We start from the raw sequence: 24,842 nt of genomic DNA on the forward strand, positions 1-24,842 counted from the left end.
TCCTAAGCAATTTTTTCCGCTTTTATTCGATACGTTACGCGATAGTCTGTGCACAGCTTTCACGGGGAAACACGCCAACATGCAACTGCGCAATTCACCTTCTCGCTACGGCGTGGTCAGTATCGTCCTGCACTGGGGCGTGGCGCTGGCGGTTTTCGGTTTGTTCGGCCTGGGCCTGTGGATGGTCGGCCTTGACTACTACAGCCCGTGGCGCAAATCCGGCCCGGACCTGCACAAGAGCATCGGCCTGGTGCTGTTGGCGGTGATGCTCCTGCGGGTGCTCTGGCGCTTCGTAAGCCCGCCACCACCGGCACCGGCCACCCACGGTGCGTTCACCCGCACCGCGGCCAAACTGGGCCATCTGGCACTTTACCTTGGGCTGTTTGCAGTGATGGGCGCCGGTTACCTCATTTCCACCGCTGATGGCGTCGGTATCCCGGTGTTCGGCCTGTTCGAAGTACCGGCCTTGATCAGTGACCTGCCCGACCAGGCAGATGTGGCTGGCGTGATACATCTCTGGCTGGCCTGGGGCTTGGTGATTTTTGCCGTGTTGCATGCCCTGGCCGCGCTCAAGCACCATTTCATCGACCGTGACGCGACCCTGAGCCGCATGCTGGGCCGCAAAGCTTGACTCTCAACCTCAATTGCATAGGAATGAACAGGATGTTGAAAAAGACTTTTGCCGCTCTGGCGCTCGGTACCGCTCTGCTCTCCGCTGGCCAGGCCATGGCTGCCGAGTACAAGATCGACAAGGAAGGGCAGCACGCGTTCGTTGATTGGAAAATCAGCCACCTGGGCTACAGCTTCATCCACGGTACCTTCAAGGACTTCGATGGCAACTTCACGTGGGACAGCGCCAAGCCTGAAGCCAGCAAAATCAATGTCGACCTGAAAACCGCCAGCCTGTGGTCGAACCATGCCGAGCGCGACAAGCACATTGCCAGCGCTGACTTCCTCGACGTCAAGAAGTACCCGGAAGCCAAGTTCGTTTCCACTAGCGTCAAGTCGACTGGCGACAAGACGGCTGACGTGACCGGCGACCTGACCCTGCACGGCGTCACCAAACCTGTCACCTTCAAGGCTACTTTCAACGGTGAAGGCAAGGACCCCTGGGGTGGCGAGCGCGCTGGCTTCAATGCCACCACCACGCTTAACCTGAACGACTTCGGCATCAAGGGCCCAGGCCCGACTTCGCAAACCCTGGACCTGGATATCAGTGTTGAAGGTGTGAAGCAGAAGTAATCTGCGGTAGCTGAAATACCGAGGGGCTGCTGTGCAGCCCTTTCGCTAAAAAGGCCGCCCCCACAGGTATGACGCAGTACGTGAAAACTGCGCAATACCTGTGGGGGCGGCCTTTTTAGCGAAAGGGCCGCAAAGCGGCCCCCTTACTTCTATGAGCCCTTGCGGGTCAGCAGTGCCGGGCGCTCACCGCGCGGGCGGCTTGGCAGGTCGTCCAGCTGTTCTGGCGTCGGGTAACGGTCGAGCTTGGATTCCTTGCGGATGATGACCGGCTGTTTTTCCGGCTGGCGCGGGTTGCGCACCGCCGGCTCTGGCCGGGCAGCGTCATCACGTGCCGGGCGACCACGGCCAGCGCCGCCATCACGACGGGCACCACCACCGTTATTGGCGCGAGGTGGGCGTTTTTCGCCGCTGCTACCACTGCTGCGCTGCTGGCCGCCGTTGCGGGCCTGGCCCTGACCACCGCTGTTGCTGCGCTGGCCGGCACCTTGGCCTTGAGCTTGGCCGGCACCACCACCTGGGCGGCGATTGCGGCCCTGGTTCTTGCCTTGGTACGGGCTGACATAGTCGGCACGGTTACCGAAGTTGTCGATCTCGTCGTCCAGGAACTCTTCCGGGTCACGGTCAGCCGGTGCTTTCGGCACATTGCCACTGCCGGCCTGCTGTTGGCGCGGTTTCTTGTCACGCGGCTTGCGCGGCTGCTGTTGCTTGTCGCCGCTCTTTTCCTTGTCGGCCGGCTTTTCAGCAGCCTGCTGCTTGGCCTTGCCTTTATCCTTGCCCTTGTCCTTGCGGCCGCCGTTGGCGTCTTTGCCGCCTTCGCCACGGGCCTGCTGGTTACGGCCACCGCGGCCGTTATTCTGCGGGCGCTCGCGTACTTCGGGCTTTTCGGCTTCAACCTGGCTGGCGTCGAAGCCCATCAGGTCGCCATCCGGGATGCGCTGCTTGGTGACCCGCTCGATGCTTTTGAGCAGCTTTTCTTCATCCGGCGCGACCATGGAAATGGCCTCGCCCGAACGACCGGCACGGCCAGTACGGCCAATACGGTGTACGTAGTCTTCTTCGACATTCGGCAACTCGAAGTTGACCACGTGTGGCAGCTGATCGATGTCCAGGCCGCGGGCAGCGATGTCGGTGGCAACCAGCACGCGGACGCTGTTCGCCTTGAAGTCGGCAAGGGCCTTGGTGCGGGCGTTCTGGCTTTTGTTGCCGTGGATGGCGGCGGCGGTCAGGCCGTGCTTTTCCAGGTATTCGGCCAGGCGGTTGGCGCCGTGCTTGGTACGGGTGAACACCAGCACCTGTTCCCAGGCGCCCAGGGTGATCAGGTGTGCCAGCAGCGCGCGCTTGTGGCTGGCCGGCAGGCGGTAGACGCGCTGCTCGATACGCTCGACGGTGGTGTTCGGCGGGGTGACCTCGATACGCTCCGGGTTGTGCAGGAGCTTGTCGGCAAGGTCGGTGATGTCCTTGGAGAAGGTGGCCGAGAACAGCAGGTTCTGGCGTTTGGCCGGCAAGCGGGCAAGTACCTTCTTGACGTCGTGGATGAAGCCCATGTCGAGCATGCGGTCGGCTTCATCGAGCACGAGGATTTCAACGTGGGCCAGGTCGACCTTGCCCTGACCGGCCAGGTCGAGCAAGCGGCCCGGGCAGGCGACCAGAACATCGACACCCTTGGCAATGGCCTGGATCTGCGGATTCATGCCGACACCGCCGAAGATGCAGGCGCTGACCAGCGGCAGGTCCCGTGCATAGACCTTGAAGCTGTCATGCACCTGGGCGGCCAGTTCGCGGGTCGGGGTCAGGACCAGTACGCGAGGCTGGCGCGGGCCATGCCGCTGCGACTTGTCAGGGTGGCCGGCCGGGAACAGGCGCTCGAGAATCGGCAGGGCGAAGCCACCGGTTTTACCAGTACCCGTCTGGGCAGCCACCATTAGGTCGCGGCCTTGCAACACGGCGGGAATTGCCCGCTGTTGCACGGGGGTCGGCTGGGTATAGCCCGCAGCCTCGATAGCGCGGACAAGAGCCTCGGAGAGACCGAGGGAAGCAAAGGACATGGGCGATCCTGTTCTCGTTTGGGCTGGGCCCGTTTGGGATGTTCTGCCTGGCGCGACGGGCATCGGTGGGATGCGATCGCGTCCGGTCCAGCTGGGCTTTCACTGCACATCCGGGAAACGGAGGCTGGACGCGAAGGGGCGTCGGTGCCGATCGGGATGCCTGTTGCGAGGCCGAGCGTCCGGGCGTGAGCCGGGCGGGAAGGCCCGAGTATAACAGAGCTATCGCGCTGTGCTGCTTTCCTGCTGCTCAACGGCGTTGAGAATGTTTCCGATGTCGCCTGTGTAGTGGTTGCTGATTGCCGCATAGGCCGGTTCCTGCTTGAAGCGCCGCAACTCTTCAGCAAAGGCCGCGGCCAGTTCCTCGCGCCCGGGTTTGCGCACCAGGCCCAGGTATTGAGTCTGGCGGCTGATGACCAGTGGCAGTTCTTCGACTTGCCGTTGCATGCCCAGTTGGTGCAGCAGATACCGCCCGACCCTGCGGTCGGTGATGGCCAGGTCGATACGGCCCAGCACCAGCTTGCCGAAGTTGGCTTCGTGGGTGGGGGCGGCTTCGCGCGTGAAGTACGTGGCCCCATTGAACGTGTCGCCGTAGGCGTAGCCCGGCGATGTGCCGACGGTGAGGCCGGCGAGGTCTTGCAGTTGGGTAACGGCATGGCGACGTGCACTGGCCTGGAACAGGACGAACTCGACCTCCGACATGGGCTCTTGCGCGTATATGAGATAGGGTTGGCGCGACTCGGTCTGGAAGATGTCGAGAATGCCATCGGCCAGGCCTTGCTCGATCATTACCAGACAGCGCTTCCATGGCAGGAACTGCCACTCCACCTCGACCCCCAGGCGCGCGAACACCTGATTGGTGACTTCATAGTCGATACCGCGCGGCTGGCCGTCGTGCTGATACACATATGGGGCCCAGTCATCGGATACCAGGCGCAAGCGTTCGCCCAGAGCCAACGGGCTCAGGCAAACGAGCAGCAGGATCCAGAACAACCGGGCGATGTGGCGCATGGCCGGAGATTACGCGTTCGGCCGGGGCATGGTAAAGACATGCGCGATCGATGTGGGATCGCGCAAGGCAATGGGTCTTGCGAGCACCTCAGCCCTGGGAGGTTCGCAACAGATGGGCCTCGATATCCTTGCGTCGCTCGCCCAGCGACAGCCGCAACCCCGGATGACGCAGACACTGGCGAAGCCGCTCGGGCTCCATGCGCCCATGGCGGGCATTGAGGTTCTCCAGGGCCTTGTCCCACCAGGCCGGTGCACAGGCACGGTCGAACTCGTTGGGGTAAGGGTAGCAGCCATACAGCAGTTCGCGGGCGAACTGGCGTTCCTGGCTGGGCAGGGTCAGGCTCAGTGCCTTGTAACCCAGCCGATGCAAGGCCGGTGGCCGCGGTAACTGGTCGTTGACCAGGGCCACGTCGGCCAGCGCGGCCTGGCTTAGCGGGTCGTGGCCGTGCTTGCGCAGCCAGGCCTGGATCTTGGCGCGAAACTGCGCCTTGCGGCTCCAGTAGTGGTGAATGACGTCGGTGCATCCGGCCAGCTCCAGCTTGCGATAGGCCGCTACCGCCAGGCAGAACTCTTCGAGGGTATAGGCCTCCCGGGCCAAGGGGTAGAACTCATCCATCATGGCGATGGAGCGGTCCAGGGTGCGGGCGTCATCGGCAGTGAGGCCGATCACCCCGGAGTTGACCAGTGGCATCTGGCAGTCGGCCAGGTCTCGGGACTGGAGAATGGTCAGCAGGTTCTTGTACAGCAGGCACTTCTGGTTCGCCCCGTAGCGTGGGCCGATGGCGTTACACAAAAGCTTGCCGGGCGCCACCCGGGCGAACAGTTGCAGCGGCGATTTGCGGAAGAAGGTATCGGTGTCGATCAGCACGGCCAGCGGGTGTTGCTGCAGCACTTGGCGCAAAAGCACATGCTTGCTGCGAAAGTGGTAGCCGTGAGGGGCGTTCCAGGCCTGGCGTGTGGCCTCATCCAGCACGTGGAGGTTAACGGGTAGCCCTGCATATGGCTGCGGGTTGTCGGTGTAGACCTGGATGTCCATGGCGTCGTGCGCTGCCGGGCCCAGCTGGGCGAGGGCGCTGACGATGCTGAAACAGGCTTCCTGATGGTAGGTTGCCGGGCCAAAAGCCAGGTAGACAAGCTGGGGGCGCGATGGCTGGAGATGCTGCATGGCAGGTATGACCTGTGTAACCCGGAAATAAATAAGGCTTTAGTCTATGACCAAAGCCTTAATCATTTCTTAAGCAGACTTTACCAAAAGATTTCAGCGCGGCAGCTTCAGGTTGTTCCACAGCGCCAGGCTCGCTTCGGCCTGGTTCAAGGTATAGAAGTGCAGGCCCGGTGCGCCGCCTTGCAGCAGCTGTTCGCACATGCGGGTGATCACTTCTTCGCCGAAGGCCTGGATGCTGGCAGTGTCGTCGCCATAGGCTTCCAGTTGCTTGCGGATCCAGCGCGGGATCTCGGCGCCGCAGGCGTCGGAGAAGCGTGCCAGCTTGCTGTAGTTGGTGATCGGCATGATGCCGGGTACCACCGGGATGTCTACGCCCAGCTTCTGCGCGCGCTCTACAAAGTAGAAGTAGCTATCGGCATTGAAGAAATACTGGGTGATGGCGCTGTCGGCACCGGCCTTGACCTTGTGCACGAAATTACCCAGGTCGGCTTCGAAATCGCGCGCCTGTGGGTGCATTTCCGGATAGGCGGCCACTTCCAGATGGAAGTGGTCAGCGGTTTCCTGACGGATGAACTCCACCAGGTCGCTGGCGTAGCGCAGTTCGCCACTGGCCATGCCCATGCCCGACGGCAGGTCACCACGCAGGGCAACGATGCGCTTGATGCCGGCAGCCTTGTACTCGGCCAGCAGGGCGCGCAGTTCGGCCTTGGTGTCACCCACGCACGACAGGTGCGGTGCGGCAGGTACCTTCACTTCGTTTTCCAGCTGCAGCACGGTGTTCAGCGTGCGGTCGCGGGTAGAGCCACCAGCACCGTAGGTGCAGGAGAAGAAATCCGGGTTGCAGGCGGCCAGCTGGCGGGCTACGCCCATCAGCTTTTCGTGACCGGCGTCGGTCTTGGTCGGGAAGAACTCGAAACTGTAGCGGCGTTCTTGTGACATCAGGCGTTCCTCTGGCAACGAGCGTCTAGCGGCAAGCTGCAAGTAAAAGCCAGATCGGTGATGGCCGGTCTGGCTTGGGCGTCGTTCAAGATCTGTGTTTACAGCGCTGCAAGTGGCAACGGCACGGTCCGCCTTTGCTTGCCGCTTGCAGCTCCAAGCTTGCCGCTTAGTAGCGGTAGGCGTGCGGCTTGAACGGGCCTTCGACGGTCACGCCGATGTAGTCAGCTTGCTGCTTGGTCAGTTGGGTGACCACGCCGCCGAAGCCGCGGACCATTTCCAGGGCCACTTCTTCGTCGAGCTTCTTCGGCAGCACTTCAACGGTCAGGCGCTCGGCTTTCTTCTCGGCCGACAGGTCAGCGAACTTCTGTTCGAACAGGAAGATCTGTGCCAGGACCTGGTTGGCGAACGAGCCGTCCATGATGCGGCTTGGGTGGCCAGTCGCGTTACCCAGGTTGACCAGGCGACCTTCGGCAAGCAGGATCAGGTAGTCGTCGTTCTGCGGGTCGAAGCTGCCAGCGCCGGTACGGTGGATCTTGTGCACCTGCGGCTTGACCTCTTCCCAGGCCCAGTTCTTGCGCATGAAGGCGGTGTCGATCTCGTTGTCGAAGTGGCCGATGTTGCACACAACGGCACGCTTCTTCAGGGCCTTGAGCATGTTGGCATCGCAGACGTTGACGTTGCCGGTGGTGGTCACGATCAGGTCGATCTTGCCCAGCAGGGCCTTGTCGATGCTGGCTTCGGTGCCGTCGTTGATGCCGTCGATGAACGGCGAAACCAGCTCGAAGCCATCCATGCAGGCCTGCATGGCGCAGATCGGGTCAACTTCGGTGACCTTGACGATCATGCCTTCCTGGCGCAGGGACTGAGCCGAGCCCTTGCCCACGTCACCGTAGCCGATCACCAGGGCTTGCTTGCCCGACAGCAGGTGGTCGGTACCACGCTTGATGGCGTCGTTCAGGCTGTGACGGCAGCCGTACTTGTTGTCGTTCTTGCTCTTGGTGACCGAGTCGTTGACGTTGATTGCCGGGACTTTCAGCTCGCCCTTGGCCAGCATGTCCAGCAGGCGGTGCACGCCGGTGGTGGTCTCTTCGGTCACGCCGTGCACGCGGTCCAGTACCTGTGGGTACTTCTTGTGCAGCAGTTCGGTCAGGTCGCCACCGTCGTCGAGGATCATGTTGGCGTCCCATGGCTGGCCATCCTTCAGGATGGTTTGCTCCAGGCACCACTCGTACTCTTCTTCGGTTTCACCTTTCCAGGCGAACACCGGGATACCGGCTGCAGCGATGGAGGCAGCGGCCTGGTCCTGGGTGGAGAAGATGTTGCAGGACGACCAGCGCACTTCGGCACCCAGGGCAACCAGGGTTTCGATCAGCACGGCAGTCTGGATGGTCATGTGAATGCAGCCCAGGATCTTCGCACCCTTGAGCGGTTGCTCGGCCAGGTACTTGCGACGCAGGCCCATCAGTGCAGGCATTTCCGATTCGGCGATGATGGTTTCGCGACGACCCCAGGCGGCCAGGGAGATGTCGGCGACTTTGTAATCGGTAAAACCAGCAGGCATGTTTGCAGCGCTCATGAGAGCCTCCATTCGTAGTGTGCGAATGGGCGCCGTTGTGCGTTAAGCGCCCGCGAGAGCGAGCAACGCCCCATCCGAGCCTGACAGGCCTAGCCTGCTGCAGCGCCCCTCGGACGGGTGGCGGGCATGGCTCCGCTGTGGGCAACCATGTAAAGCGGCGGAGATTATAGCCGCGCCTGCCGGCTTGCCCAAGGTTTTCTGTCGATTAATCGCGACGATAGTCGATGTTCAATGGAGCGATGGCGGCCGCTCTGCCATCATTGCTGCACGTTAGCCAAGCAGGTCAGGAGTACAGATGAACTTTCACACCCGCAAGTGGGTTAAACCCGAAGACCTCAACCCCAACGGCACCCTGTTCGGTGGCAGCCTGTTGCGCTGGATCGACGAGGAAGCGGCGATCTACGCCATCGTCCAACTGGGCAACCAGCGCGTGGTGACCAAGTACATGTCGGAAATCAACTTCGTCAGTGCTTCCCGCCAGGGCGACATCATCGAGCTGGGCATCACCGCCACCGAGTTCGGCCGTACCTCGATCACCCTCAAGTGCGAAGTGCGTAACAAGATCACCCGCAAGAGCATCCTGACCGTCGACAAGATGGTGTTCGTCAACCTGGGCGAGGATGGCTTGCCGGCGGCCCATGGGCGTACCGAGATCAAGTATGTGCAGGACCAGTTCCCGGATTCGGCTGTAGAGTGATTTTCTGGGGCTGCAGAGCAGCCCCAGCATTCTCAAGGCTGGGCGCTGACCTTGCGCACCACCCGGCCGATGCTCAACCCCTGCACCAGAATCGACGACAACACCACGATGTAGGTGATCGACAGCAGCAGGTCTCGTTCTTCGCCCAGCGGGAGCGACAGCGCCAGTGCCACCGACACGCCACCGCGCAGGCCACCCCAGGTCAGCACCCGCACCGTGCCTTTGGGCACCGGGCGCCAGCGCCGCAGGAGCACGATTGCCGGGGCCACGGTCAGCAACCGCGACAGCAGCACCGCTAACGCCAGTACGCCACCGGCGGCCAGGTGCATCCAGTTGAACGGCAGCAGCAACAGCTCCAGCCCGATCAGTGCGAACAGCAGGGCATTGAGCATGTCATCGATCAGCTCCCAGAAGCCGTCCATGTAGCGTCGGGTCATGTCATTCATTGCCAGGTTGCGCCCCAGGTTACCGATGATCAGACCCGCCACCACCATGGCGATCGGCGCCGAAACGTGGAGCTCGTAGCACATCGCCGAGCCGCCGATGACCAACGCCAGGGTCAGCATGACCTCCACCTGGTACTGCTCGACGCTCTTGATCATGCGGTAGGTGGCGTAGCCGATCAGGCCACCGAATACCACGCCACCAATGGCCTCGCGGGCGAACAGGAGGGCGGTGTCGGCCATGCTCGGCGTTTCACCCAGCTGGATGATGCCCAGCAACACGGTGAAAACCACGACTGCCGTGCCGTCGTTGAACAGTGACTCGCCGACGATGGTGGTTTTAAGCGGCTTGGACGCATTGGCGGTACGCAGGGCGCCAAGCACCGCAATCGGGTCGGTCGGTGAGATCAGCGCACCGAACAGCAGGCAGTAGATCAGGGGCACCTGCCAGCCGAACATGGCAAACACCCAATGCGACAGGTAACCGATGACCACGGTGGCGATCAGCACGCCCAAGGTGGCAAGCAGGCCGATGGGCCAGCGGTAGCTGCGCAGGTCGCTGAGGTTGACGTGCAGGGCGCCGGCAAACAGCAGGAACGCCAGCATCCAGTGCATCAGCAGGTCGTTGAAGTCGATCTGGTTCATCAGCCCTTCGACGCGTTCTTCCAGGCCAGGGAAGCCGATAAGGCTCAGGCCTTGTAGCATCAGGGAAAACAGCAGCGCCGTGACCATTACGCCGATGGCGGGGGGTAGGCCGATGAATCGGTAGTTCACATAGGTGAGAAGTGTGGTGAGGCAGATAAACGCGGCAACTAATTCAAGCATCCCGAATCCTGTAACAGTGGCTTCCAAGTCGTTACCCGAGTGACTCGGGCAGTTCTTTGATGACCTGGCACGGGGTTCGGGGCACAGGGTTTGACCAATTTCGTCTGAAACGTTCCCAAACAAGAGGCGCGCAGCGACGCTTGGGAACGCTATATATTCAACCTTTGAAACCCTCACAAGGATAAGAAGGCGTGTTGGCAACATCTCTGGTGCTGGTTGCCGCCCTGCTGCATGCGACCTGGAATACATTGATCAAATTCAGCGGCGAGCGCTTGCTGGTCATTGCCAGCATGGACACGGTAGCGCTGGCCTTCGCTGTGCTGGCGGTGCCTTTCGTGGATGTTCCGCCTGCTGAAATCTGGCCTTGGTTGGTAGCTTCGGCACTGGCTGAGCAGTTGTATCGCTATTTGCTGATCCAGGCCTACCGCGTGGGCGACCTGGGTCTGGTCTATCCTCTGATGCGCGGGCTGTCGCCGCTGGTGGTGCTCGGGCTGACCCTGGCCTTTGCTGGGGAATCGCTTAGCCAGCAGCAGGTCATCGGCATCCTGCTGATCCCCTGTGGCATGGCTTGCCTGTTGTGGCAGGGCGGCGGCGGTGACCGGCTGCCCTGGTCGATGCTGCCGGTGGTGGCCCTGATCGGCCTGTGCATCGGCTGCTACACCTGGTTCGACGGCCAGGCCGTGCGTTTGTGGGGTAAACCGTGGGACTACCTGGTATGGCTGACACTGCTCAGTGCCTGGCAATTCCCGCTGCTGGCCAGTGTGGCGCGGCGGGCACCGTTCGTCCTGTTCTGGCGAACGCAATGGCGCCTGGGGCTAGCGGTGGGGTTCTGCGTATTGTTCAGTTATGCCTTGGTGTTGTGGGCCATGCACCTGGGGTCGGTGGCCGAGGCGGCCGCATTGCGGGAGCTGAGCGTGATTCTGGTGGTGCTGCTGGGTATGCGCTACCTCAAAGAACCTTTTGGCGGGCCGAGACTCCTAGCTTGCGGGCTGGTCCTGGCAGGCATGCTGGTGATGAAGCTCTAACCCATTATCGAACAAGGAGTCTGAGCATGACCGTTGCCCTGTGGTGCATCCTGATCGCGCTGCTGCTGAACCCGCTGTGTGCCTTGATCGCCAAGGTGGCTAGCGGCCGTTTCGGTCTCAAGGACAATCACGACCCGCGAGCCTTCCTTGATGCCTTGTCGGGCTTGCCACGGCGGGCCCATGCGGCACAGCAGAATGGCTACGAGGCATTCCCGGCGTTTGCGGCTGCGGTGCTGGTGGCGGATATCGTCGGCAATGCCGAGCAGGTGACGCAGGATGTGCTGGGGGTGATGTACATCACCAGTCGCTTGCTTTACATCATCTGCTACCTGGCCGATTGGGCGGCCTTGCGCTCGCTGGTATGGTTTGCCGGGTTGGCAATTATCGTGTCGTTCTTCGTGGTTTCCATCTGAAACCGCGTTGCCTGCTTCGCGGGCAAGCCCGCGAAGAATCCACCGCCGATCAAGGTACCTTAGGTACCTCAGGTAGTGGCTGGCCTTTAGGCCAGAGCATCCAGATTTGCCCCTGCTGCTTCATGTTCCCCGCCAGCTCGCCGGCTTCCGGCCCGGTGCCCCAGAACAGGTCGGCACGCACTTCACCCGCAATCGCCCCTCCAGTGTCCTGCGCACCCACCGGGCGCACCACTGGCGAGCCGTCGGGGCGCGTGGTGGAAAGCCACAACAGGCTGCCCAGCGGAATCACCTTGCGGTCGATGGCCACGCTGTAGCCGGCGGTGAGCGGCACGTTCAACGAACCGCGCGGCCCTTCGTTGCTGTCCGGGCGGGTGCTGAAGAAGACGTAGCTGGGGTTGCTGGCCAGCAGTTCTGGTACGCGTTGCGGGTTGGCCTGGGCCCAGGCATGAATGGCGCCCATGCTCACTTCTTCTTTTTTCAACTGGCCCTGTTCCACCAGCCAGCGGCCAATCGGCCGGTAGGGGTGGCCGTTCTGATCGGCGTAGCCCAGGCGCAGCTGACGGCCGTCTTCCAGTTGTACCCGGCCCGAACCTTGGATCTGCAGGAATTGCAGGTCCATCGGGTCGGTCAGCCAGGCCAGCACCGGTGCCTTGACGCCGTTACGGTTGATCACTTCGGCAGTGTCGTATGGTTTGAGCACCCGGCCATCGAGCCGACCACGCAGGCGCTTGCCCTTCAGCTCGGGGTACACGCTGGCCAGGTCGACCACGATCATGTCATCCGGGGGCCCGTAAACCGCTACATGGTTGGTCGCCGATTGGCTCAGGCTGCCGGGGTAGACCGGCTCGTAGTAACCGGTAATCAGGCCGTTGGCATTGTTCTCGGCGGAGCGCAGGCCATAAACCTGCAGATTCTGCTCAAGGAAGGTACGCACCTGGGCAGCGCTCGCCGTGTCGCTGCCGGCGGCTTCGCAGGTGGCGGCCCAAACCGGATCGCGCTTGAGCTTCTCACAGCCGCTGCGCCAGGCGTAGAAACCGGCCAGCAGGTCTTCGTCGCTGACTGCGGGCAGGTCTTTCCAGGTAGCCGGGGCGTAGGTGGCGATGGCGTGGGGCTCGGGCTTGGCGCTTTCGCCGCCGTTGCAACCGGCCAGCAAAGCCAGCACTGGAAGTGTCCAGGCCAGGTGGCGCAGGGCAAATGTCATGTGTGTATTCCTGTCATGGGCGAACATGAAAATTCGCCCCTGTTTTTTATGTGTCTATTGGTGTTTGGCCCTTGGGCAGCGATACTGGCCGCCCATTTGCGTAGGCCGAAGTGAGCGTGATGTTGAAGCGATTGACCGTTGTTCTGCTGGCCGCCCTGGCCCTGAGCGGTTGCGACCGGGTTGACCCGAACTCGCCGCTGGGTAAGCGCAAGGTGATCTTCAAGGACATGCTCAAGACCAGTGAAGACCTGGGTGGCATGCTGCGTGGCCGGTTGCCGTTCGACGGACTGAAGTTTGCCGACGGTGCGCTGAAGCTGGACAGCCTGTCGCATCAGCCATGGCAGCATTTTCCACAGGTGCGGGATGGTGGGGATAGCGCCGCCCGCGCCGAAGTGTGGGAGCGCCAGGCGCGTTTTCACGACCTGGCCCGGCAGCTGGAAGGCGTCACCGGCGAATTGGTCGATGTTTCCCGCAACCAGCCACTGGATGCTGCGCAACTGAAGGTACCGATGGACAAGGTCGAGTCTGCATGCAAGGCCTGTCATAGCGAATTTCGTAATCATTGAATGGCTGTGCTGTTCGCGCAAACCTTCGAGGCTTGTACAAATTCCTGTGGGAGCGGCCTTGTGTCGCGATAGGGCCGCTCAGCGGCCCCAGGATTTCAGCAAAAATGCGTGCATAGCTGGAGCCGCCGCGCGGCCCTATCGCGACACAAGGCCGCTCCCACAAAGACCAGGCTTGCTGGCCAGATGCCTTAACGGTCGAGATCGTCGACTGCTTCCTGAAGCTCTTTACGCGACTCGGCCAGTTTGTCCTTGCGCTTGTTGATCTTCTCGGCGTCGCCCTTCTTCTCGGCCTTTTTCAAGTCTTTCTCGCGCTGCGCCACTTCATGGCGTGCGTCGAGCACCTTTTGCTCACGTTCCTTGCGCAGGCTGGCATCGGTGCAGTTGTCGACCCCGCGCAGTGCCTCTTCCAGGCCGGCGACCTGGTCGTTGTTGCCGTGGTCACGGGCAATCTTCAACTGGTTCTCGATGGCACTGCGCTTGGCGGCGCAGCCGGTCAGGCCGGCATCCGGTTGGGCGGCCTGTACCGCGCCTGTGGCAAGGCCAAGGGTCGCGAGCAGGATAAGGGTCGAAATACGTTTCATGAAAAGCCTCCTGAACGGGGCGGGGCAGCAAAAGTTGGGGGAAATCCTGCCTTGGTTTTGCCCATTTAGAAACCCTTGGTGAAGTTTTCTGCTCGACTCTCAGGTTTTTCCTACGCACTATTTGGTAAAAAATCATTGCTCAATGCACTGGGGTGGGGGCCGGAAACCTTCTATGCCGGTTTCGGCCAACTGTGCGGCGATGGCTTGCACCTCAGAGGCCGCGAAAAATTCCACAAGTTGGCGCGAGCGTTTTGCGCCGATGCCGGGCACAGTTTGCCATTGCCCGGCGCTGCGTGAAGCCAGCGCCTGCCAGTCGCCAGTCAGTGGCAAATGCTTGCCAATGGGCACGCCAAGGGCGCGCAGCCATTGATCGAAGGGGCGTGAGCGGGCTTCGTCGAAACTGCCCAGCAGGTGTGCCGCGGTGAGTCTGCTGATGCCGGGGGCCTGCTGCAGGCGCTCGGCATCGAGCTGCAGCCAATCGGTCATGGACGTTACCAAGCCCGCTTCGACCAGCCGACGCCATGTGCCGGGCCCGGTGCGGGGCAAGGCCAGGCCCTGTTGACCGCCAAGCCAGGTAAGCCGGGCAATGAATTGCTCTTCACAGCCTTCGCTGGTCTGCCAGCAGCTGTGGGCATGATGCTGGTCGGGTGCAGGCGCGGTTATCGGTTGGCGCTCTACAGCGCGGTGCACGACGTGTTCGAGCCGCGGAATGGTCAGCCCGGCAAGGCTGATGGCCACCTGATCGCCGGGGCGAATATCCAGGCGTTGCCAGCGCGCCAGCGACCCAAGGCTGACTTGGGTAATGCGCCGGTCATCGAGGGTAACGGGTTGCACGTGAAGAACGGGCGTGACCCTGCCAGTGCGGCCGACCCGAAAGCGCACGTCGCGTACTTCGGCCAAGGCTTGTGCATAGGGGTACTTCCAGGCCGCGATCCAGTAAGGTGCCTTGGCCTGCCAGCGCTCGGCAGGTGGCCGACTGCCCTGGCGCAGGATCACACCGTCGGTGGCGAAGGGCAGAGCAGAGCGATACCAGTGCTCGCGCCAGTGTGCTGCATCCTCCAGCGTGTCGATGGCGATGCTGTAAAGCTGGCTGTCCGGAAACCCCAGCCGTGCCAGCTGGGCGAGGCGTTCGGCCTGTTGCTCGGGGCCGTGCGGCCAGCCCCACACGAACAGGCCGATAGCGTTGCCTTGTTCGCCAGTCAGTTGCTTGCGTGCGAGCAGCCCGGCCACGGTACCCCGGGCGTTGGCGCTGCCTGCCTTGGCTTGCACATGATCGTTCAGGCGCAGATACAGCTCACCTTGCAAGTGCAGGTCCACCGCCTCAGGCAACTGCCGGGTGACAGCGCCGAGCTGTTTGATGTGTCGGCTCCAGTCATGGCCGTGTACACCGTCCCCCCGGCTGGTCAGCTGCACCAATCGGCCCTGTTGGTAGGTGAGGGAAACGGCTACGCCGTCGACCTTGGGCTGAACCCACACGCCGCTCTTGCCGGCCATCCATCGCGCCACGGCCTGGCGGTCTGCCAGCTTGTCGACACCGGTATGCGGCACGGGGTGGGGGACCGGGCCGCGAGCACTGGCCAAGGGCGAGGGGCTGGTGCCAACCGCGAAGCACTGCTGCAGGTGGTTCAGGCGCTCGCGGCTCTGGTCGTACAGTTCGTCGGCCACCAGGGCTATGCCCTGACGATGGTAGTGCTCGTCCCATCGGGCAAGCGTGGCGCGCAGTTGCGCAACTTCTGCCTTGGCCTGTTGCGGGGGCCAGTCGGGGCATGAGGTGGCCCTGGCCTGGGGGGCGATTAGCAACAGCATCAGAGTTAGTAACAGCATCAGCGGCATGGCCAGCATCCTTGCTTGGCGGGGTGAGTCCTCAGCGTAGGCAGGTAGTGCGGTGGGTGAGGTACGAGGTTGTCAGGTGATATGTCCGAGGGGGCTGTCTTGGGGATTGAGGTGGCATCGATCTCACAGGCGCGGGAAAGGTTGTGGCGAACCCCTGGCAGCCCAATCCCAATTTCAAGACATACGCGAATTTTTTATTTGGGCGTGACTGAGTGATGCAGGTGAAGTGGTGGAAGTGGTTGGCCACGACCACGCCAATGAACTGCTAGCCGAAGGTTGGAAGCTGCTGGCAGTGGTTCCCGGCGGTGAGCCCAACGCGAAGATGGTGGTGACCTACGTGCTGGGCAAGACGAAACTGTTCGGTATGGCCGCCGCCATCGCCAATGCTCGAGTGCTTGAGCCTAAGGACTGATGGCCCGGTACCCAGTTCGCAAGGACTGAGGGCTTTTATTTAACTGTGCAGCCGAATCCATTTGTGAACGATCTGGCGCAGCTTGAGGGGCTTCAGGACAACCTCACTGGGGCGGGTTTGCCCGAGGCGACCACGATAGCTGTTGCGGCTGTTTGTCCGATCTGGGCTATTGACATCGAAGCCGGCGCCGCACAGGCCCTCGACATAGAGCTCCCTCCTGCGTTGGGCAGCGAACTGGATCATTTGCTTGAGCAGATCAGCGTCTGTCCCTTTCTCAACCAGCTCAGTCAATGCGACAGTGAGTTTGGTCATTGTGGTTATCCTAGTGAAGGTTAAGTCCGCAAACTCAACGTTAGCCAAGAACCACAATGACATCCTCTTTCTTCCGCAGGGCGCCTTCGGCTGGCTCTGTTACAACACTTCCCAGGACGCGACCTGCAAAACTTTAACTATTAGATATATAACGTGTACAGCTGGTTGCCACCATTCGTAATGCGTAAGTTGGCGTATTGTGCATAACCGGCGTTAAGAGCACGGTATGCCTCAAGTGCCACCATCTTCATCGCTTCCCCGTTCACGGTGAATTGATGTTCGTTGTCATCTTTGTCGGTTGCAATAAGGAGCAGACTATCCTCCCCGTCGAGGTTGTAACCCGCAAGGTGAAGTTTTACAGCCCGCACCACCCAATCTTTAGGAGCAATCGGTTCGTCTTTGTTCATGTCAATCTCCAGAAGTAGAAAACCGCAGAAGCTATTTGACTCTACGCGCCGAAAAAATCCACCACAACTAGCATTTTTATCAGGTACCGGTATGCACACTTATACGTTTCGTCTGGTCAACACGTCTTCCTGATGTCCCGCCGAAGGCCATCGTGTTTACCTTTGTGTGGTGTTTCAGAAGTACAGGTGTCCACTGATGCGGCAACGCCTGCCGTTCGACCTCGTAGAGGACGCCAATCGTCAGAAGCGCCTGCTCGGCCAACTGGCTCTTGTTCGCCGCATGCAAGTCAAAGAACTGGCAAGCACTAAAACCGTGTGATGGTGCTGTTGGCACCCATGTGCTGCCAAGGTAAGCCCACGACGAGCGCCTGAAGTTGCTCGCTGTCCAGTTCCACTTGAGAGCCGTGACGAATGCCCGGCCAGTGGGGTTTGCCCTGGTTGAGTCTGCGTGCCGCCAGCCACACGCCAGTGCCGTCATGCGCAATTTAATAAAAAGCCCCTGCCGATCGCTCGGCAGGGGCTTTCGTCTGGCACTGCAGGAAGCTCTTACAGGCCGGCAGCGTCACGCAGCGACTGGGCGCGGTCGGTGCGCTCCCAGGTGAAGGTGGTGAAGGTGTCGTCGCCGACAGTCTTCTGCTGCGGGGTGCGGCCGAAGTGGCCGTAGGCAGCGGTTTCCTGATACATCGGGTGCAGCAGGTCGAGCATGGTGGTGATGGCGTATGGACGCAGGTCGAAGCACTCACGCACCAGCTGGATGATCTTGTCGTCGGAGACCTTGCCGGTGCCGAAGGTGTTGATCGAGATGGAGGTCGGCTGGGCCACGCCAATGGCGTACGACACCTGGATCTCGCAACGCTCGGCCAGGCCGGCGGCGACGATGTTCTTGGCCACGTAGCGGCCGGCGTAGGCGGCGGAACGGTCGACCTTGGACGGGTCCTTGCCGGAGAACGCGCCACCCCCGTGGCGGGCCATGCCGCCGTAGGAGTCGACGATGATCTTGCGGCCGGTCAGGCCGCAGTCACCCACCGGGCCGCCGATAATGAAGTTGCCGGTCGGGTTGATGTGGTACTGGGTGCCCTTGTGCAGCAGTTCGGCAGGCAGCGTGTGCTTGACGATCAGCTCCATCACGGCTTCCTGCAGGTCTTTCTGCGAAACCTCCGGGTTGTGCTGGGTCGACAGCACTACGGCGTCGATGCCGACAACCTTGCCGTTTTCGTAGCGGCAGGTGACCTGCGACTTGGCGTCCGGGCGCAGCCATGGCAGCAGGCCGGACTTGCGTGCTTCGGCCTGGCGCTCGACCAGACGGTGCGAGAAGCAGATCGGTGCAGGCATCAGCACTTCGGTTTCGTTGCTGGCATAACCGAACATCAGGCCTTGGTCGCCGGCACCCTGGTCTTCCGGCTTGGAGCGGTCGACGCCCTGGGCGATGTCCACCGACTGCTTGCCGATGATGTTCATCACGGCGCAGGTGGCGCCGTCGAAGCCGACGTCGGAGCTGTTGTAGCCGATGTCGATGATGACCTTGCGCACCAGGTCTTCAAGATCGACCCAGGCCGAGGTGGTGACTTCGCCGGCGATGATGGCGACACCGGTCTTGACCAGGGTTTCGCAGGCCACGCGGGCGTACTTGTCCTGGGCGATGATGGCATCGAGGACCGCGTCCGAAATCTGGTCGGCGATCTTGTCCGGATGCCCTTCGGACACGGACTCGGAGGTGAAAAGGGAGTATTCGCTCATCTCGAAGGTTCCTGAAATTTACCGATGGTGTATGTCGCCAGCCGTCCGCTGGAAATGGCGGACCTGAATCTGGAAACCGTTACGCAAGCCTACGTACAGGCTGTCCGCATGGGCCAGCCCGGCAGCGTTGGCCCAGCGGGCCAGGTCGTCCTGTTCGAAGCCAAGCCACAGGTCGCCGCAGGCTTCGCGCGCCCACCCCTGGTCATGGCTGCACAGTTCGGTGACCAGCAGGCTGCCGCCTGCCTTCACCCGTTTGGCCAGCTGGCGCAAGGCCAGGGCCGGGTCGCTGAAATGGTGCAGCACCATGTTCAGCACAACGCAGTCGGCGGCCACATCCGTTGCACCCAGTGCATCGGCCAACTGCAGGTTCACGTTGTCGAGCCCTTCGCGCTGGCACACCTGGCGCGCCAGTTCGAGCATGGTCGGGCTATTGTCCAGGGCTGTGACCTGGGCGAAGCGCCGGGCCAGGTCGGGGAGGAAGCCACCGTCGCCGGGGCCGACCTCCAGGGCACTGGCAGCCGGGTCGAAATGCAGTTTGTCGAGCAGCGCCAGCAGGCTTTCGCGGTATTGCGGCAAGCCGGCGATCAGGTCTTGCTGGGCACGGAACTTCTCTTCCACGCGCAGGAAGAAGTCCTGGCTGGTGGCGGCGCGGCGCTGTTGTACCTGGGCGATGCGAGCCTGCACGTCTGGCGGCAGGGTCAGGTCATCGACCTCTTCAAGCAACGCTGCATGCAGCCGGCCACCCAGGCGCAGGCTGTCGGGCAGCGCGCGGCGGTAGAAGATGGCATTGCCTTCGCGGCGGGTTGCCACCAGTTCGGCCTGGGCCAGCACCTTCAAATGGTGGCTCATGCCCGACTGGCCAACGTCGAAGATCTGTGCCAGTTCCAGTACGCCGAACGAGTCGTTGGCCAAGGCGCGCAATACATTCAGGCGCAACTCGTCACCACTGGCCTTGCACAGGGCGGCCAATGCTTCGCGTTGCTCGGGGATCGATTGCGCACGGAGGTTCATGGGGCGGCAGTCTAGACAGGCATCGATGCCCTAGCAAGGCCAATATCAAAAAGTTTTGATATTGGCTGATGGGTGGAGCGGTTAAGCCGGTTTTGCCCCGAATTGAAGGCCAATCACAGGAAAATCCCCCGACTGCGACCATACGTCATTGCCCCAAGCCCCCCCAGTGGGCGAAAATGGCCGCCTTTTTCGTGACACCACCTATTCAAGCCCCCCAGGAGATCAGCGATGCCCAGCCGTCGTGAACGTGCCAACGCCATTCGTGCCCTCAGCATGGATGCCGTGCAAAAGGCCAACAGCGGCCACCCAGGTGCCCCCATGGGCATGGCGGATATCGCCGAAGTGCTTTGGCGCGACTATCTGAAGCACAACCCGAGCAACCCGAGTTTCGCCGACCGTGACCGCTTCGTGCTGTCCAACGGCCACGGTTCGATGCTGATCTACTCGCTGCTGCACCTGACCGGCTACGACCTGTCGATCGACGACCTCAAGGCCTTCCGCCAGCTGCACAGCCGCACCCCGGGCCACCCGGAGTACGGCTACACCCCAGGCGTCGAGACCACCACCGGCCCGCTGGGCCAGGGTATCGCCAACGCCGTGGGCTTCGCCCTGGCAGAAAAAGTGCTGGCAGCCCAGTTCAACCGTGACGGCCACAACATCGTCGACCACAACACCTACGTGTTCCTCGGCGACGGCTGCATGATGGAAGGTATCTCCCATGAAGTCGCCTCGCTGGCCGGCACCCTGGGCCTGAACAAGCTGATCGCCTTCTACGACGACAACGGCATCTCCATCGATGGCGAAGTGCACGGCTGGTTCACCGACAACACCCCGGCGCGCTTCGAGGCCTACAACTGGCAGGTGATCCGCAACGTCGACGGCCACGATGCCGAAGAAATCAAGATGGCCATCGAGACCGCCCGCAAGAGCGATCGCCCGACCCTGATCTGCTGCAAGACCACCATCGGTTTCGGTTCGCCGAACAAGCAAGGCAAGGAAGACTGCCATGGCGCCCCGCTGGGCAACGACGAAATTGCCCTGACCCGCCAGGCCCTGAACTGGAACCATGGCCCGTTCGAAATCCCGGCCGACATCTATGCCGAGTGGGATGCCAAGGCCGCCGGTGCCAAGGCTGAAGCCGAGTGGAACCAGCGCTTCGATGCCTACGCCAAGGCGTACCCGGAGCTGGCTGCCGAGTTCAAGCGCCGTGCCAGCGGCGAGCTGCCGGCCGACTTCAGCGCCAAGGCCCAGGCCTACATCAATGAAGTGGCTGCCAAAGGTGAAACCATCGCCAGCCGTAAGGCCAGCCAGAACGCCCTGAACGCCTTCGGCCCGCTGCTGCCCGAGTTCCTCGGCGGTTCGGCTGACCTGGCCGGTTCCAACCTGACCCTGTGGAAAGGTTGCAAAGGCGTCGAAGCCGATGACGCCAGCGGCAACTACGTGTTCTACGGCGTGCGCGAGTTCGGCATGACCGCCATCATGAACGGCGTTGCCCTGCACGGTGGCCTGGTGCCTTACGGCGCGACCTTCCTGATGTTCATGGAATACGCCCGCAACGCCGTGCGCATGTCGGCACTGATGAAGCAACGCGTGATCCACGTGTACACCCATGACTCCATCGGCCTGGGCGAAGATGGCCCGACGCACCAGCCGATCGAGCAGCTGACCAGCCTGCGCAGCACCCCGAACCTGGACACCTGGCGCCCGGCTGACGCGGTGGAATCCGCCGTGTCCTGGAAAAACGCCCTGGAGCGCAAGGACGGCCCATCGGCGCTGATCTTCTCGCGCCAGAACCTGCAGCATCAGGACCGCGATGCCCAGCAGATCGCTGACATCAGCCGTGGCGGCTATGTGCTCAAGGACTGCGCAGGCGAGCCTGAGCTGATCCTGATTTCCACCGGCTCCGAAGTGGGCCTGGCGGTCCAGGCCTTCGACAAGCTGACCGAGCAAGGCCGCAAGGTACGCGTGGTTTCCATGCCGTGCACCAGCGTGTTCGACGCCCAGGACGCGGCCTACAAGCAGTCCGTGCTGCCGCTGGAAGTGGGTGCGCGTATCGCCATCGAAGCTGCCCACGCCGACTTCTGGTACAAGTACGTCGGCCTGGAAGGCCGTATCATCGGCATGACCACCTACGGCGAGTCGGCGCCGGCTTCGGCACTGTTCGAAGAGTTCGGCTTCACCCTGGAGAACATCCTCGGTACTGCCGAAGAGCTGCTGGAAGACTGATGTAACAAATGGAGGGCAGTGACGCCCTCCAGGTCGTGCAAGGGGAGGGCTTTGCCCTCCATCGCGACGCAAGGCCGCTCCCACAGAAACGGTGCTGTCCTTCGGATGGCGCGGTCCCTGTGGGAGCGGCCTTGCGTCGCGATGGGCCGCAACGCGGCCCCAAAGCCATCATGCGTTAGCGAGCCAACCAATGCCTCACCCGCGTCCCTACAAAGTTGCACTCAACGGTTATGGTCGTATCGGCCGCTGTGTCCTGCGCGCGCTGTTCGAGCGGGGGGCAAAGGCCGGTTTCGAGATCGTCGCGCTGAACGACCTGGCCGACCAGGCCAGCCTGGAATACCTGACACGCTTCGACTCCACCCACGGGCGTTTCCCCGGTGAGGTGAAGGTCGACGGTGACTGTCTGCATATCAATGGCGACTGCGTGAAGGTAATGCGCAGTGCCACCCCCGAAGGCATCGACTGGGCCGCCCTGAATATCGACCTGGTGCTGGAGTGCTCCGGCGCCTACCACACCCGTGCCGATGGCCAGCGCTTCCTCGATGCCGGCGCGCCGCGGGTGCTGTTCTCGCAGCCGATGGCCAGCGAGGCCGACGTCGATGCCACGGTGGTCTACGGCGTCAACCAGGCCTGCCTTACCGGCAGCGAGCGCCTGGTGTCCAACGCCTCGTGCACCACCAACTGCGGCGTGCCGCTGCTACGGGTGCTGGACCAGGCGTTTGGTATCGAATACGTGCAGATCACCACCATCCACTCGGCAATGAACGACCAGCCGGTGATCGACGCCTACCACCATGAAGACCTGCGCCGCACGCGTTCTGCCTTCCAGTCGGTGATTCCTGTATCCACTGGTCTGGCGCGTGGCATCGAGCGACTGCTTCCGGAACTTGCCGGGCGAATCCAGGCCAAAGCGGTACGCGTACCGACCGTCAACGTCTCGTGCCTGGACATTACCCTGCAGACCGCCCGCGATACCAGCGCGGCCGAGGTCAACCGGGTGCTGCGCGAGGCGGCGCTGGACGGGCCGCTGAAAGGCTTGCTGGCCTATACCGAGCTGCCGCATGCCAGCTGTGATTTCAACCATGACCCGCATTCGGCGATCGTCGATGCCAGCCAGACCCGCGTTTCCGGCCCCCGGCTGGTGAACTTGCTGGCTTGGTTCGACAACGAATGGGGGTTCGCCAACCGTATGCTCGACGTTGCTGAACACTATCTGCACGTCGTTCAACCAACCCGCAACAAACAGCCCTGAAGGACTGCATTCATGACCGTGTTGAAGATGACCGACCTCGACCTGCAAGGTAAGCGCGTACTGATCCGCGAAGACCTCAACGTGCCTGTGAAGGACGGTGTGGTAGCCAGCGACGCGCGTATCCTGGCAGCGCTGCCGACCATCAAGCTCGCCCTCGAAAAGGGTGCGGCGGTAATGGTCTGCTCGCACCTGGGCCGCCCGACCGAAGGCGAATTCTCGGCCGAAAACAGCCTCAAGCCGGTTGCCGAGTACCTGAGCAAGGCGCTGGGCCGCGAAGTGCCGCTGGTTGCCGATTACCTCGACGGTGTCGAGCTGAAGGCCGGTGAACTGGTGCTGTTCGAGAACGTGCGCTTCAACAAGGGCGAGAAAAAGAACGCTGATGAGCTGGCGCAGAAGTATGCTGCCCTGTGTGACGTGTTCGTCATGGACGCCTTCGGCACCGCCCACCGCGCCGAAGGTTCCACTCACGGTGTAGCCAAGTTTGCCAAAGTCGCTGCTGCAGGCCCGCTGCTGGCTGCCGAACTGGACGCCCTGGGCAAGGCCCTGAAGGCCCCGGCCAAGCCAATGGCCGCCATCGTTGCCGGTTCCAAGGTATCGACCAAACTGGACGTACTGAACAGCCTGAGCTCGGTCTGCGACCAGCTGATCGTCGGTGGCGGCATTGCCAACACCTTCCTGGCCGCTGCTGGCCACCCGGTTGGCAAGTCCCTGTACGAGCCTGACCTGGTTGACACCGCCAAGGCCATCGCTGCCAAGGTCAGCGTACCGCTGCCAGTCGACGTGGTAGTTGCCAAGGAGTTCGCCGAGACCGCCGAAGCCACCGTCAAGGCCATCGCCGACGTTGCTGCCGACGACATGATCCTGGACATCGGCCCGCAGACCGCAGCCAACTTTGCCGAACTGCTGAAATCGTCGAAGACCATCCTGTGGAACGGCCCGGTCGGCGTGTTCGAGTTCGACCAGTTCGGCAATGGCACCAAGGTGCTGGCCAAGGCCATCGCCGACAGCGCCGCGTTCTCCATCGCCGGTGGTGGTGACACCCTGGCAGCGATCGACAAGTATGGCGTCAGCAAGGAAATCTCCTACATTTCTACCGGTGGCGGTGCCTTCCTCGAGTTCGTCGAAGGCAAGGTCCTGCCAGCCGTGGCAATCCTGGAAGAGCGGGCCAAGGCCTGATGACCTCGGCGCTTGGCAAAGGGAGTGGCCTGATGGTCAAGCAATTGCCTGTGATGATCGTGGCTGGCCTGCTGAGCGCTTGCTCCGGCAGCCCGTCTTCTAATGCCGATGACCCGGCGCAGCCGCCCAAGGGCGGTTGCTACCAGTCCGAATGGCAGGCCGAGACCGTACCGGTGATCAGTAAGCGCGTGGGCCCGGAAGGCCTGGAAAAGTACGACGAAGACCACCAGCGCAAGGCGCCGGGTTGCCCTTGATCGGGTAACAGGCAACCTGAAGGTTGGTTTGTGGTCTTGAAGAAGGGCCGCTGTGCGGGCCTTTGTGGGCTTGTCCGCGAAGGGCTGCATAGCAGCCCCAAATCGAGGAGACTGAATGAAAGCGCTTTTGGCCGTGACGGCCCTGGCGACACTGGCAGGATGCTCACTGCTGCAGCCGGCGCAACCCGCCCCGGCAGACAACTGGACCCGTTGGGTCTGTGACACCCAGGCCGAAGTGCTGTGGCGCTTCGCCGATACGCAACGTGACCAGGTCGACGTGCGCCTCGGCGGCGGTGACCAGGTCTACCGGCTCAAGGCCGAACCGGGTGCCTCGGGTACGCTGTACAGCGATGGCATGCTGGCCTTCCACACCAAGGGCGAAGAAGGCCTGGTGTACTGGGTGGCGACCAACGACCTGATTGGGCGGGGCTGCAAGGCACCGTGACTGGCCGGGCCGCAACGGTGGCCCACACTACTTGAACAGCAACCGCCCCTG

The 24,842-nt window shown here is 62.2% G+C and carries 27 protein-coding genes and 1 riboswitch; of the genes, 13 read left to right on the forward strand and 14 right to left on the reverse strand.

Going from position 1 to position 24,842, the window contains the following annotated elements; all coding sequences use genetic code 11:
- Nucleotides 1–79 precede the first annotated feature (79 nt).
- Together DMX11_RS21330 and DMX11_RS21335 are read left to right on the forward strand one after the other, a co-directional pair.
- Complete coding sequence (locus tag DMX11_RS21330; protein WP_110746536.1) at nt 80–631, forward strand: cytochrome b; 552 nt, start codon at nt 80–82, stop codon at nt 629–631.
- 32 nt (nt 632–663) lie between these two features.
- On the forward strand, nt 664–1,242 hold the full coding sequence (locus tag DMX11_RS21335; RefSeq protein ID WP_110746538.1) for a YceI family protein: 579 nt from the start codon (nt 664–666) through the stop codon (nt 1,240–1,242).
- A 149-nt stretch (nt 1,243–1,391) separates the two neighbouring features.
- Here DMX11_RS21335 and DMX11_RS21340 read toward each other — a convergent pair whose 3' ends face one another.
- The 5 genes from DMX11_RS21340 to ahcY all read right to left on the reverse strand — a co-directional run bounded on the left by DMX11_RS21340 (nt 1,392) and on the right by ahcY (nt 7,975).
- Nucleotides 1,392–3,287: a DEAD/DEAH box helicase gene (locus DMX11_RS21340; RefSeq protein WP_110746540.1), complete on the reverse strand. Its 1,896-nt coding sequence runs from the start codon at nt 3,285–3,287 to the stop codon at nt 1,392–1,394.
- Between the two features lie 219 nt (nt 3,288–3,506).
- Nucleotides 3,507–4,295 (reverse strand): ABC transporter substrate-binding protein, encoded by a 789-nt coding sequence (locus DMX11_RS21345; RefSeq protein ID WP_110746542.1) that lies wholly within the window; start codon nt 4,293–4,295, stop codon nt 3,507–3,509.
- An 88-nt stretch (nt 4,296–4,383) separates the two neighbouring features.
- Nucleotides 4,384–5,460, reverse strand: a complete 1,077-nt coding sequence (locus DMX11_RS21350; RefSeq protein WP_110746544.1) for a hypothetical protein — start codon at nt 5,458–5,460, stop codon at nt 4,384–4,386.
- Nucleotides 5,461–5,553: 93 nt separating this feature from the next.
- On the reverse strand, nt 5,554–6,399 hold the full coding sequence (gene metF, locus DMX11_RS21355; RefSeq protein ID WP_110746546.1) for a methylenetetrahydrofolate reductase [NAD(P)H]: 846 nt from the start codon (nt 6,397–6,399) through the stop codon (nt 5,554–5,556).
- 166 nt (nt 6,400–6,565) lie between these two features.
- Nucleotides 6,566–7,975 carry an adenosylhomocysteinase gene (gene ahcY, locus DMX11_RS21360; protein ID WP_110746548.1) on the reverse strand — a complete coding sequence of 470 codons (1,410 nt, stop codon included), beginning with the start codon at nt 7,973–7,975 and terminating at the stop codon, nt 6,566–6,568.
- Between the two features lie 20 nt (nt 7,976–7,995).
- Nucleotides 7,996–8,092: riboswitch (S-adenosyl-L-homocysteine riboswitch) on the reverse strand.
- A gap of 178 nt (nt 8,093–8,270) precedes the next feature.
- Between ahcY and DMX11_RS21365 the strand changes: the two genes are divergently transcribed.
- Nucleotides 8,271–8,672 (forward strand): acyl-CoA thioesterase, encoded by a 402-nt coding sequence (locus tag DMX11_RS21365; RefSeq protein WP_012274534.1) that lies wholly within the window; start codon nt 8,271–8,273, stop codon nt 8,670–8,672.
- 32 nt (nt 8,673–8,704) lie between these two features.
- Here DMX11_RS21365 and DMX11_RS21370 read toward each other — a convergent pair whose 3' ends face one another.
- Nucleotides 8,705–9,940: a sodium:proton antiporter gene (locus DMX11_RS21370; protein ID WP_110746551.1), complete on the reverse strand. Its 1,236-nt coding sequence runs from the start codon at nt 9,938–9,940 to the stop codon at nt 8,705–8,707.
- A 191-nt stretch (nt 9,941–10,131) separates the two neighbouring features.
- Here DMX11_RS21370 and DMX11_RS21375 point away from each other — a divergent pair, with 191 nt between their 5' ends.
- Together DMX11_RS21375 and DMX11_RS21380 are read left to right on the forward strand one after the other, a co-directional pair.
- Nucleotides 10,132–10,965, forward strand: a complete 834-nt coding sequence (locus DMX11_RS21375) for an EamA family transporter (protein ID WP_110746553.1) — start codon at nt 10,132–10,134, stop codon at nt 10,963–10,965.
- Between the two features lie 26 nt (nt 10,966–10,991).
- Nucleotides 10,992–11,378, forward strand: coding sequence for an MAPEG family protein (locus DMX11_RS21380; protein ID WP_110746555.1), 387 nt, complete (start codon nt 10,992–10,994; stop codon nt 11,376–11,378).
- A gap of 49 nt (nt 11,379–11,427) precedes the next feature.
- On the opposite strand, the gene DMX11_RS21385 is transcribed toward DMX11_RS21380, so the two are convergent.
- Nucleotides 11,428–12,579, reverse strand: a complete 1,152-nt coding sequence (locus DMX11_RS21385) for a murein transglycosylase A (protein ID WP_110746558.1) — start codon at nt 12,577–12,579, stop codon at nt 11,428–11,430.
- 119 nt (nt 12,580–12,698) lie between these two features.
- Here DMX11_RS21385 and DMX11_RS21390 point away from each other — a divergent pair, with 119 nt between their 5' ends.
- Nucleotides 12,699–13,145 carry a cytochrome c gene (locus tag DMX11_RS21390; RefSeq protein WP_110746560.1) on the forward strand — a complete coding sequence of 149 codons (447 nt, stop codon included), beginning with the start codon at nt 12,699–12,701 and terminating at the stop codon, nt 13,143–13,145.
- A 188-nt stretch (nt 13,146–13,333) separates the two neighbouring features.
- On the opposite strand, the gene DMX11_RS21395 is transcribed toward DMX11_RS21390, so the two are convergent.
- On the reverse strand, nt 13,334–13,726 hold the full coding sequence (locus DMX11_RS21395) for a DUF1090 domain-containing protein (RefSeq protein WP_110746562.1): 393 nt from the start codon (nt 13,724–13,726) through the stop codon (nt 13,334–13,336).
- A gap of 132 nt (nt 13,727–13,858) precedes the next feature.
- Complete coding sequence (gene ligB, locus DMX11_RS21400; protein ID WP_110746565.1) at nt 13,859–15,559, reverse strand: NAD-dependent DNA ligase LigB; 1,701 nt, start codon at nt 15,557–15,559, stop codon at nt 13,859–13,861.
- Between the two features lie 229 nt (nt 15,560–15,788).
- Between ligB and DMX11_RS21405 the strand changes: the two genes are divergently transcribed.
- Entirely contained in the window at nt 15,789–15,971 is a 183-nt protein-coding gene (locus tag DMX11_RS21405; RefSeq protein ID WP_110746568.1) for a hypothetical protein, read from the forward strand.
- Between the two features lie 39 nt (nt 15,972–16,010).
- Here the strand turns inward: DMX11_RS21405 and DMX11_RS21410 are convergent, their stop codons facing one another.
- Together DMX11_RS21410 and DMX11_RS21415 are read right to left on the reverse strand one after the other, a co-directional pair.
- Nucleotides 16,011–16,283, reverse strand: a complete 273-nt coding sequence (locus tag DMX11_RS21410) for a transposase (protein ID WP_256590650.1) — start codon at nt 16,281–16,283, stop codon at nt 16,011–16,013.
- A gap of 140 nt (nt 16,284–16,423) precedes the next feature.
- A complete protein-coding gene (locus tag DMX11_RS21415; RefSeq protein WP_110746570.1) occupies nt 16,424–16,690 on the reverse strand; it encodes a hypothetical protein in 267 nt (88 codons plus the stop codon).
- Between the two features lie 196 nt (nt 16,691–16,886).
- Here DMX11_RS21415 and DMX11_RS26270 point away from each other — a divergent pair, with 196 nt between their 5' ends.
- Complete coding sequence (locus tag DMX11_RS26270; protein WP_256590653.1) at nt 16,887–17,009, forward strand: hypothetical protein; 123 nt, start codon at nt 16,887–16,889, stop codon at nt 17,007–17,009.
- On the opposite strand, the gene tnpB is transcribed toward DMX11_RS26270, so the two are convergent.
- From tnpB to DMX11_RS21435, 3 genes are all read right to left on the reverse strand, one after another.
- The gene (tnpB, locus tag DMX11_RS26525; protein WP_110746575.1) at nt 16,996–17,175 is read right to left on the reverse strand and encodes an IS66 family insertion sequence element accessory protein TnpB; all 180 of its coding nucleotides are present in this window, start codon (nt 17,173–17,175) and stop codon (nt 16,996–16,998) included. The genes DMX11_RS26270 and tnpB overlap by 14 nt on opposite strands.
- Nucleotides 17,176–17,236: 61 nt before the next feature.
- Complete coding sequence (gene metK, locus DMX11_RS21430) at nt 17,237–18,427, reverse strand: methionine adenosyltransferase (RefSeq protein ID WP_003249375.1); 1,191 nt, start codon at nt 18,425–18,427, stop codon at nt 17,237–17,239.
- Nucleotides 18,428–18,445: 18 nt separating this feature from the next.
- On the reverse strand, nt 18,446–19,438 hold the full coding sequence (locus DMX11_RS21435; RefSeq protein ID WP_110746577.1) for a metalloregulator ArsR/SmtB family transcription factor: 993 nt from the start codon (nt 19,436–19,438) through the stop codon (nt 18,446–18,448).
- A 228-nt stretch (nt 19,439–19,666) separates the two neighbouring features.
- Between DMX11_RS21435 and tkt the strand changes: the two genes are divergently transcribed.
- The 5 genes from tkt (at nt 19,667) to DMX11_RS21460 (ending at nt 24,791) form a co-directional block, all read left to right on the forward strand.
- The gene (tkt, locus tag DMX11_RS21440) at nt 19,667–21,664 is read left to right on the forward strand and encodes a transketolase (RefSeq protein ID WP_110746579.1); all 1,998 of its coding nucleotides are present in this window, start codon (nt 19,667–19,669) and stop codon (nt 21,662–21,664) included.
- A 190-nt stretch (nt 21,665–21,854) separates the two neighbouring features.
- On the forward strand, nt 21,855–22,916 hold the full coding sequence (gene epd, locus DMX11_RS21445; protein ID WP_110746581.1) for an erythrose-4-phosphate dehydrogenase: 1,062 nt from the start codon (nt 21,855–21,857) through the stop codon (nt 22,914–22,916).
- 12 nt (nt 22,917–22,928) lie between these two features.
- Entirely contained in the window at nt 22,929–24,092 is a 1,164-nt protein-coding gene (locus DMX11_RS21450) for a phosphoglycerate kinase (protein ID WP_110746583.1), read from the forward strand.
- The gene (locus DMX11_RS21455) at nt 24,092–24,346 is read left to right on the forward strand and encodes a hypothetical protein (protein WP_110746585.1); all 255 of its coding nucleotides are present in this window, start codon (nt 24,092–24,094) and stop codon (nt 24,344–24,346) included. The genes DMX11_RS21450 and DMX11_RS21455 overlap by 1 nt, the downstream gene beginning before the upstream one ends.
- 115 nt (nt 24,347–24,461) lie before the next feature.
- Nucleotides 24,462–24,791 carry an MliC family protein gene (locus tag DMX11_RS21460; protein ID WP_110746588.1) on the forward strand — a complete coding sequence of 110 codons (330 nt, stop codon included), beginning with the start codon at nt 24,462–24,464 and terminating at the stop codon, nt 24,789–24,791.
- The last annotated feature ends 51 nt before the right edge of the window (nt 24,792–24,842 follow it).

The organism is Pseudomonas sp. LB-090624, from assembly GCF_003205205.1.
Classification (GTDB): Bacteria; Pseudomonadota; Gammaproteobacteria; order Pseudomonadales; family Pseudomonadaceae; genus Aquipseudomonas.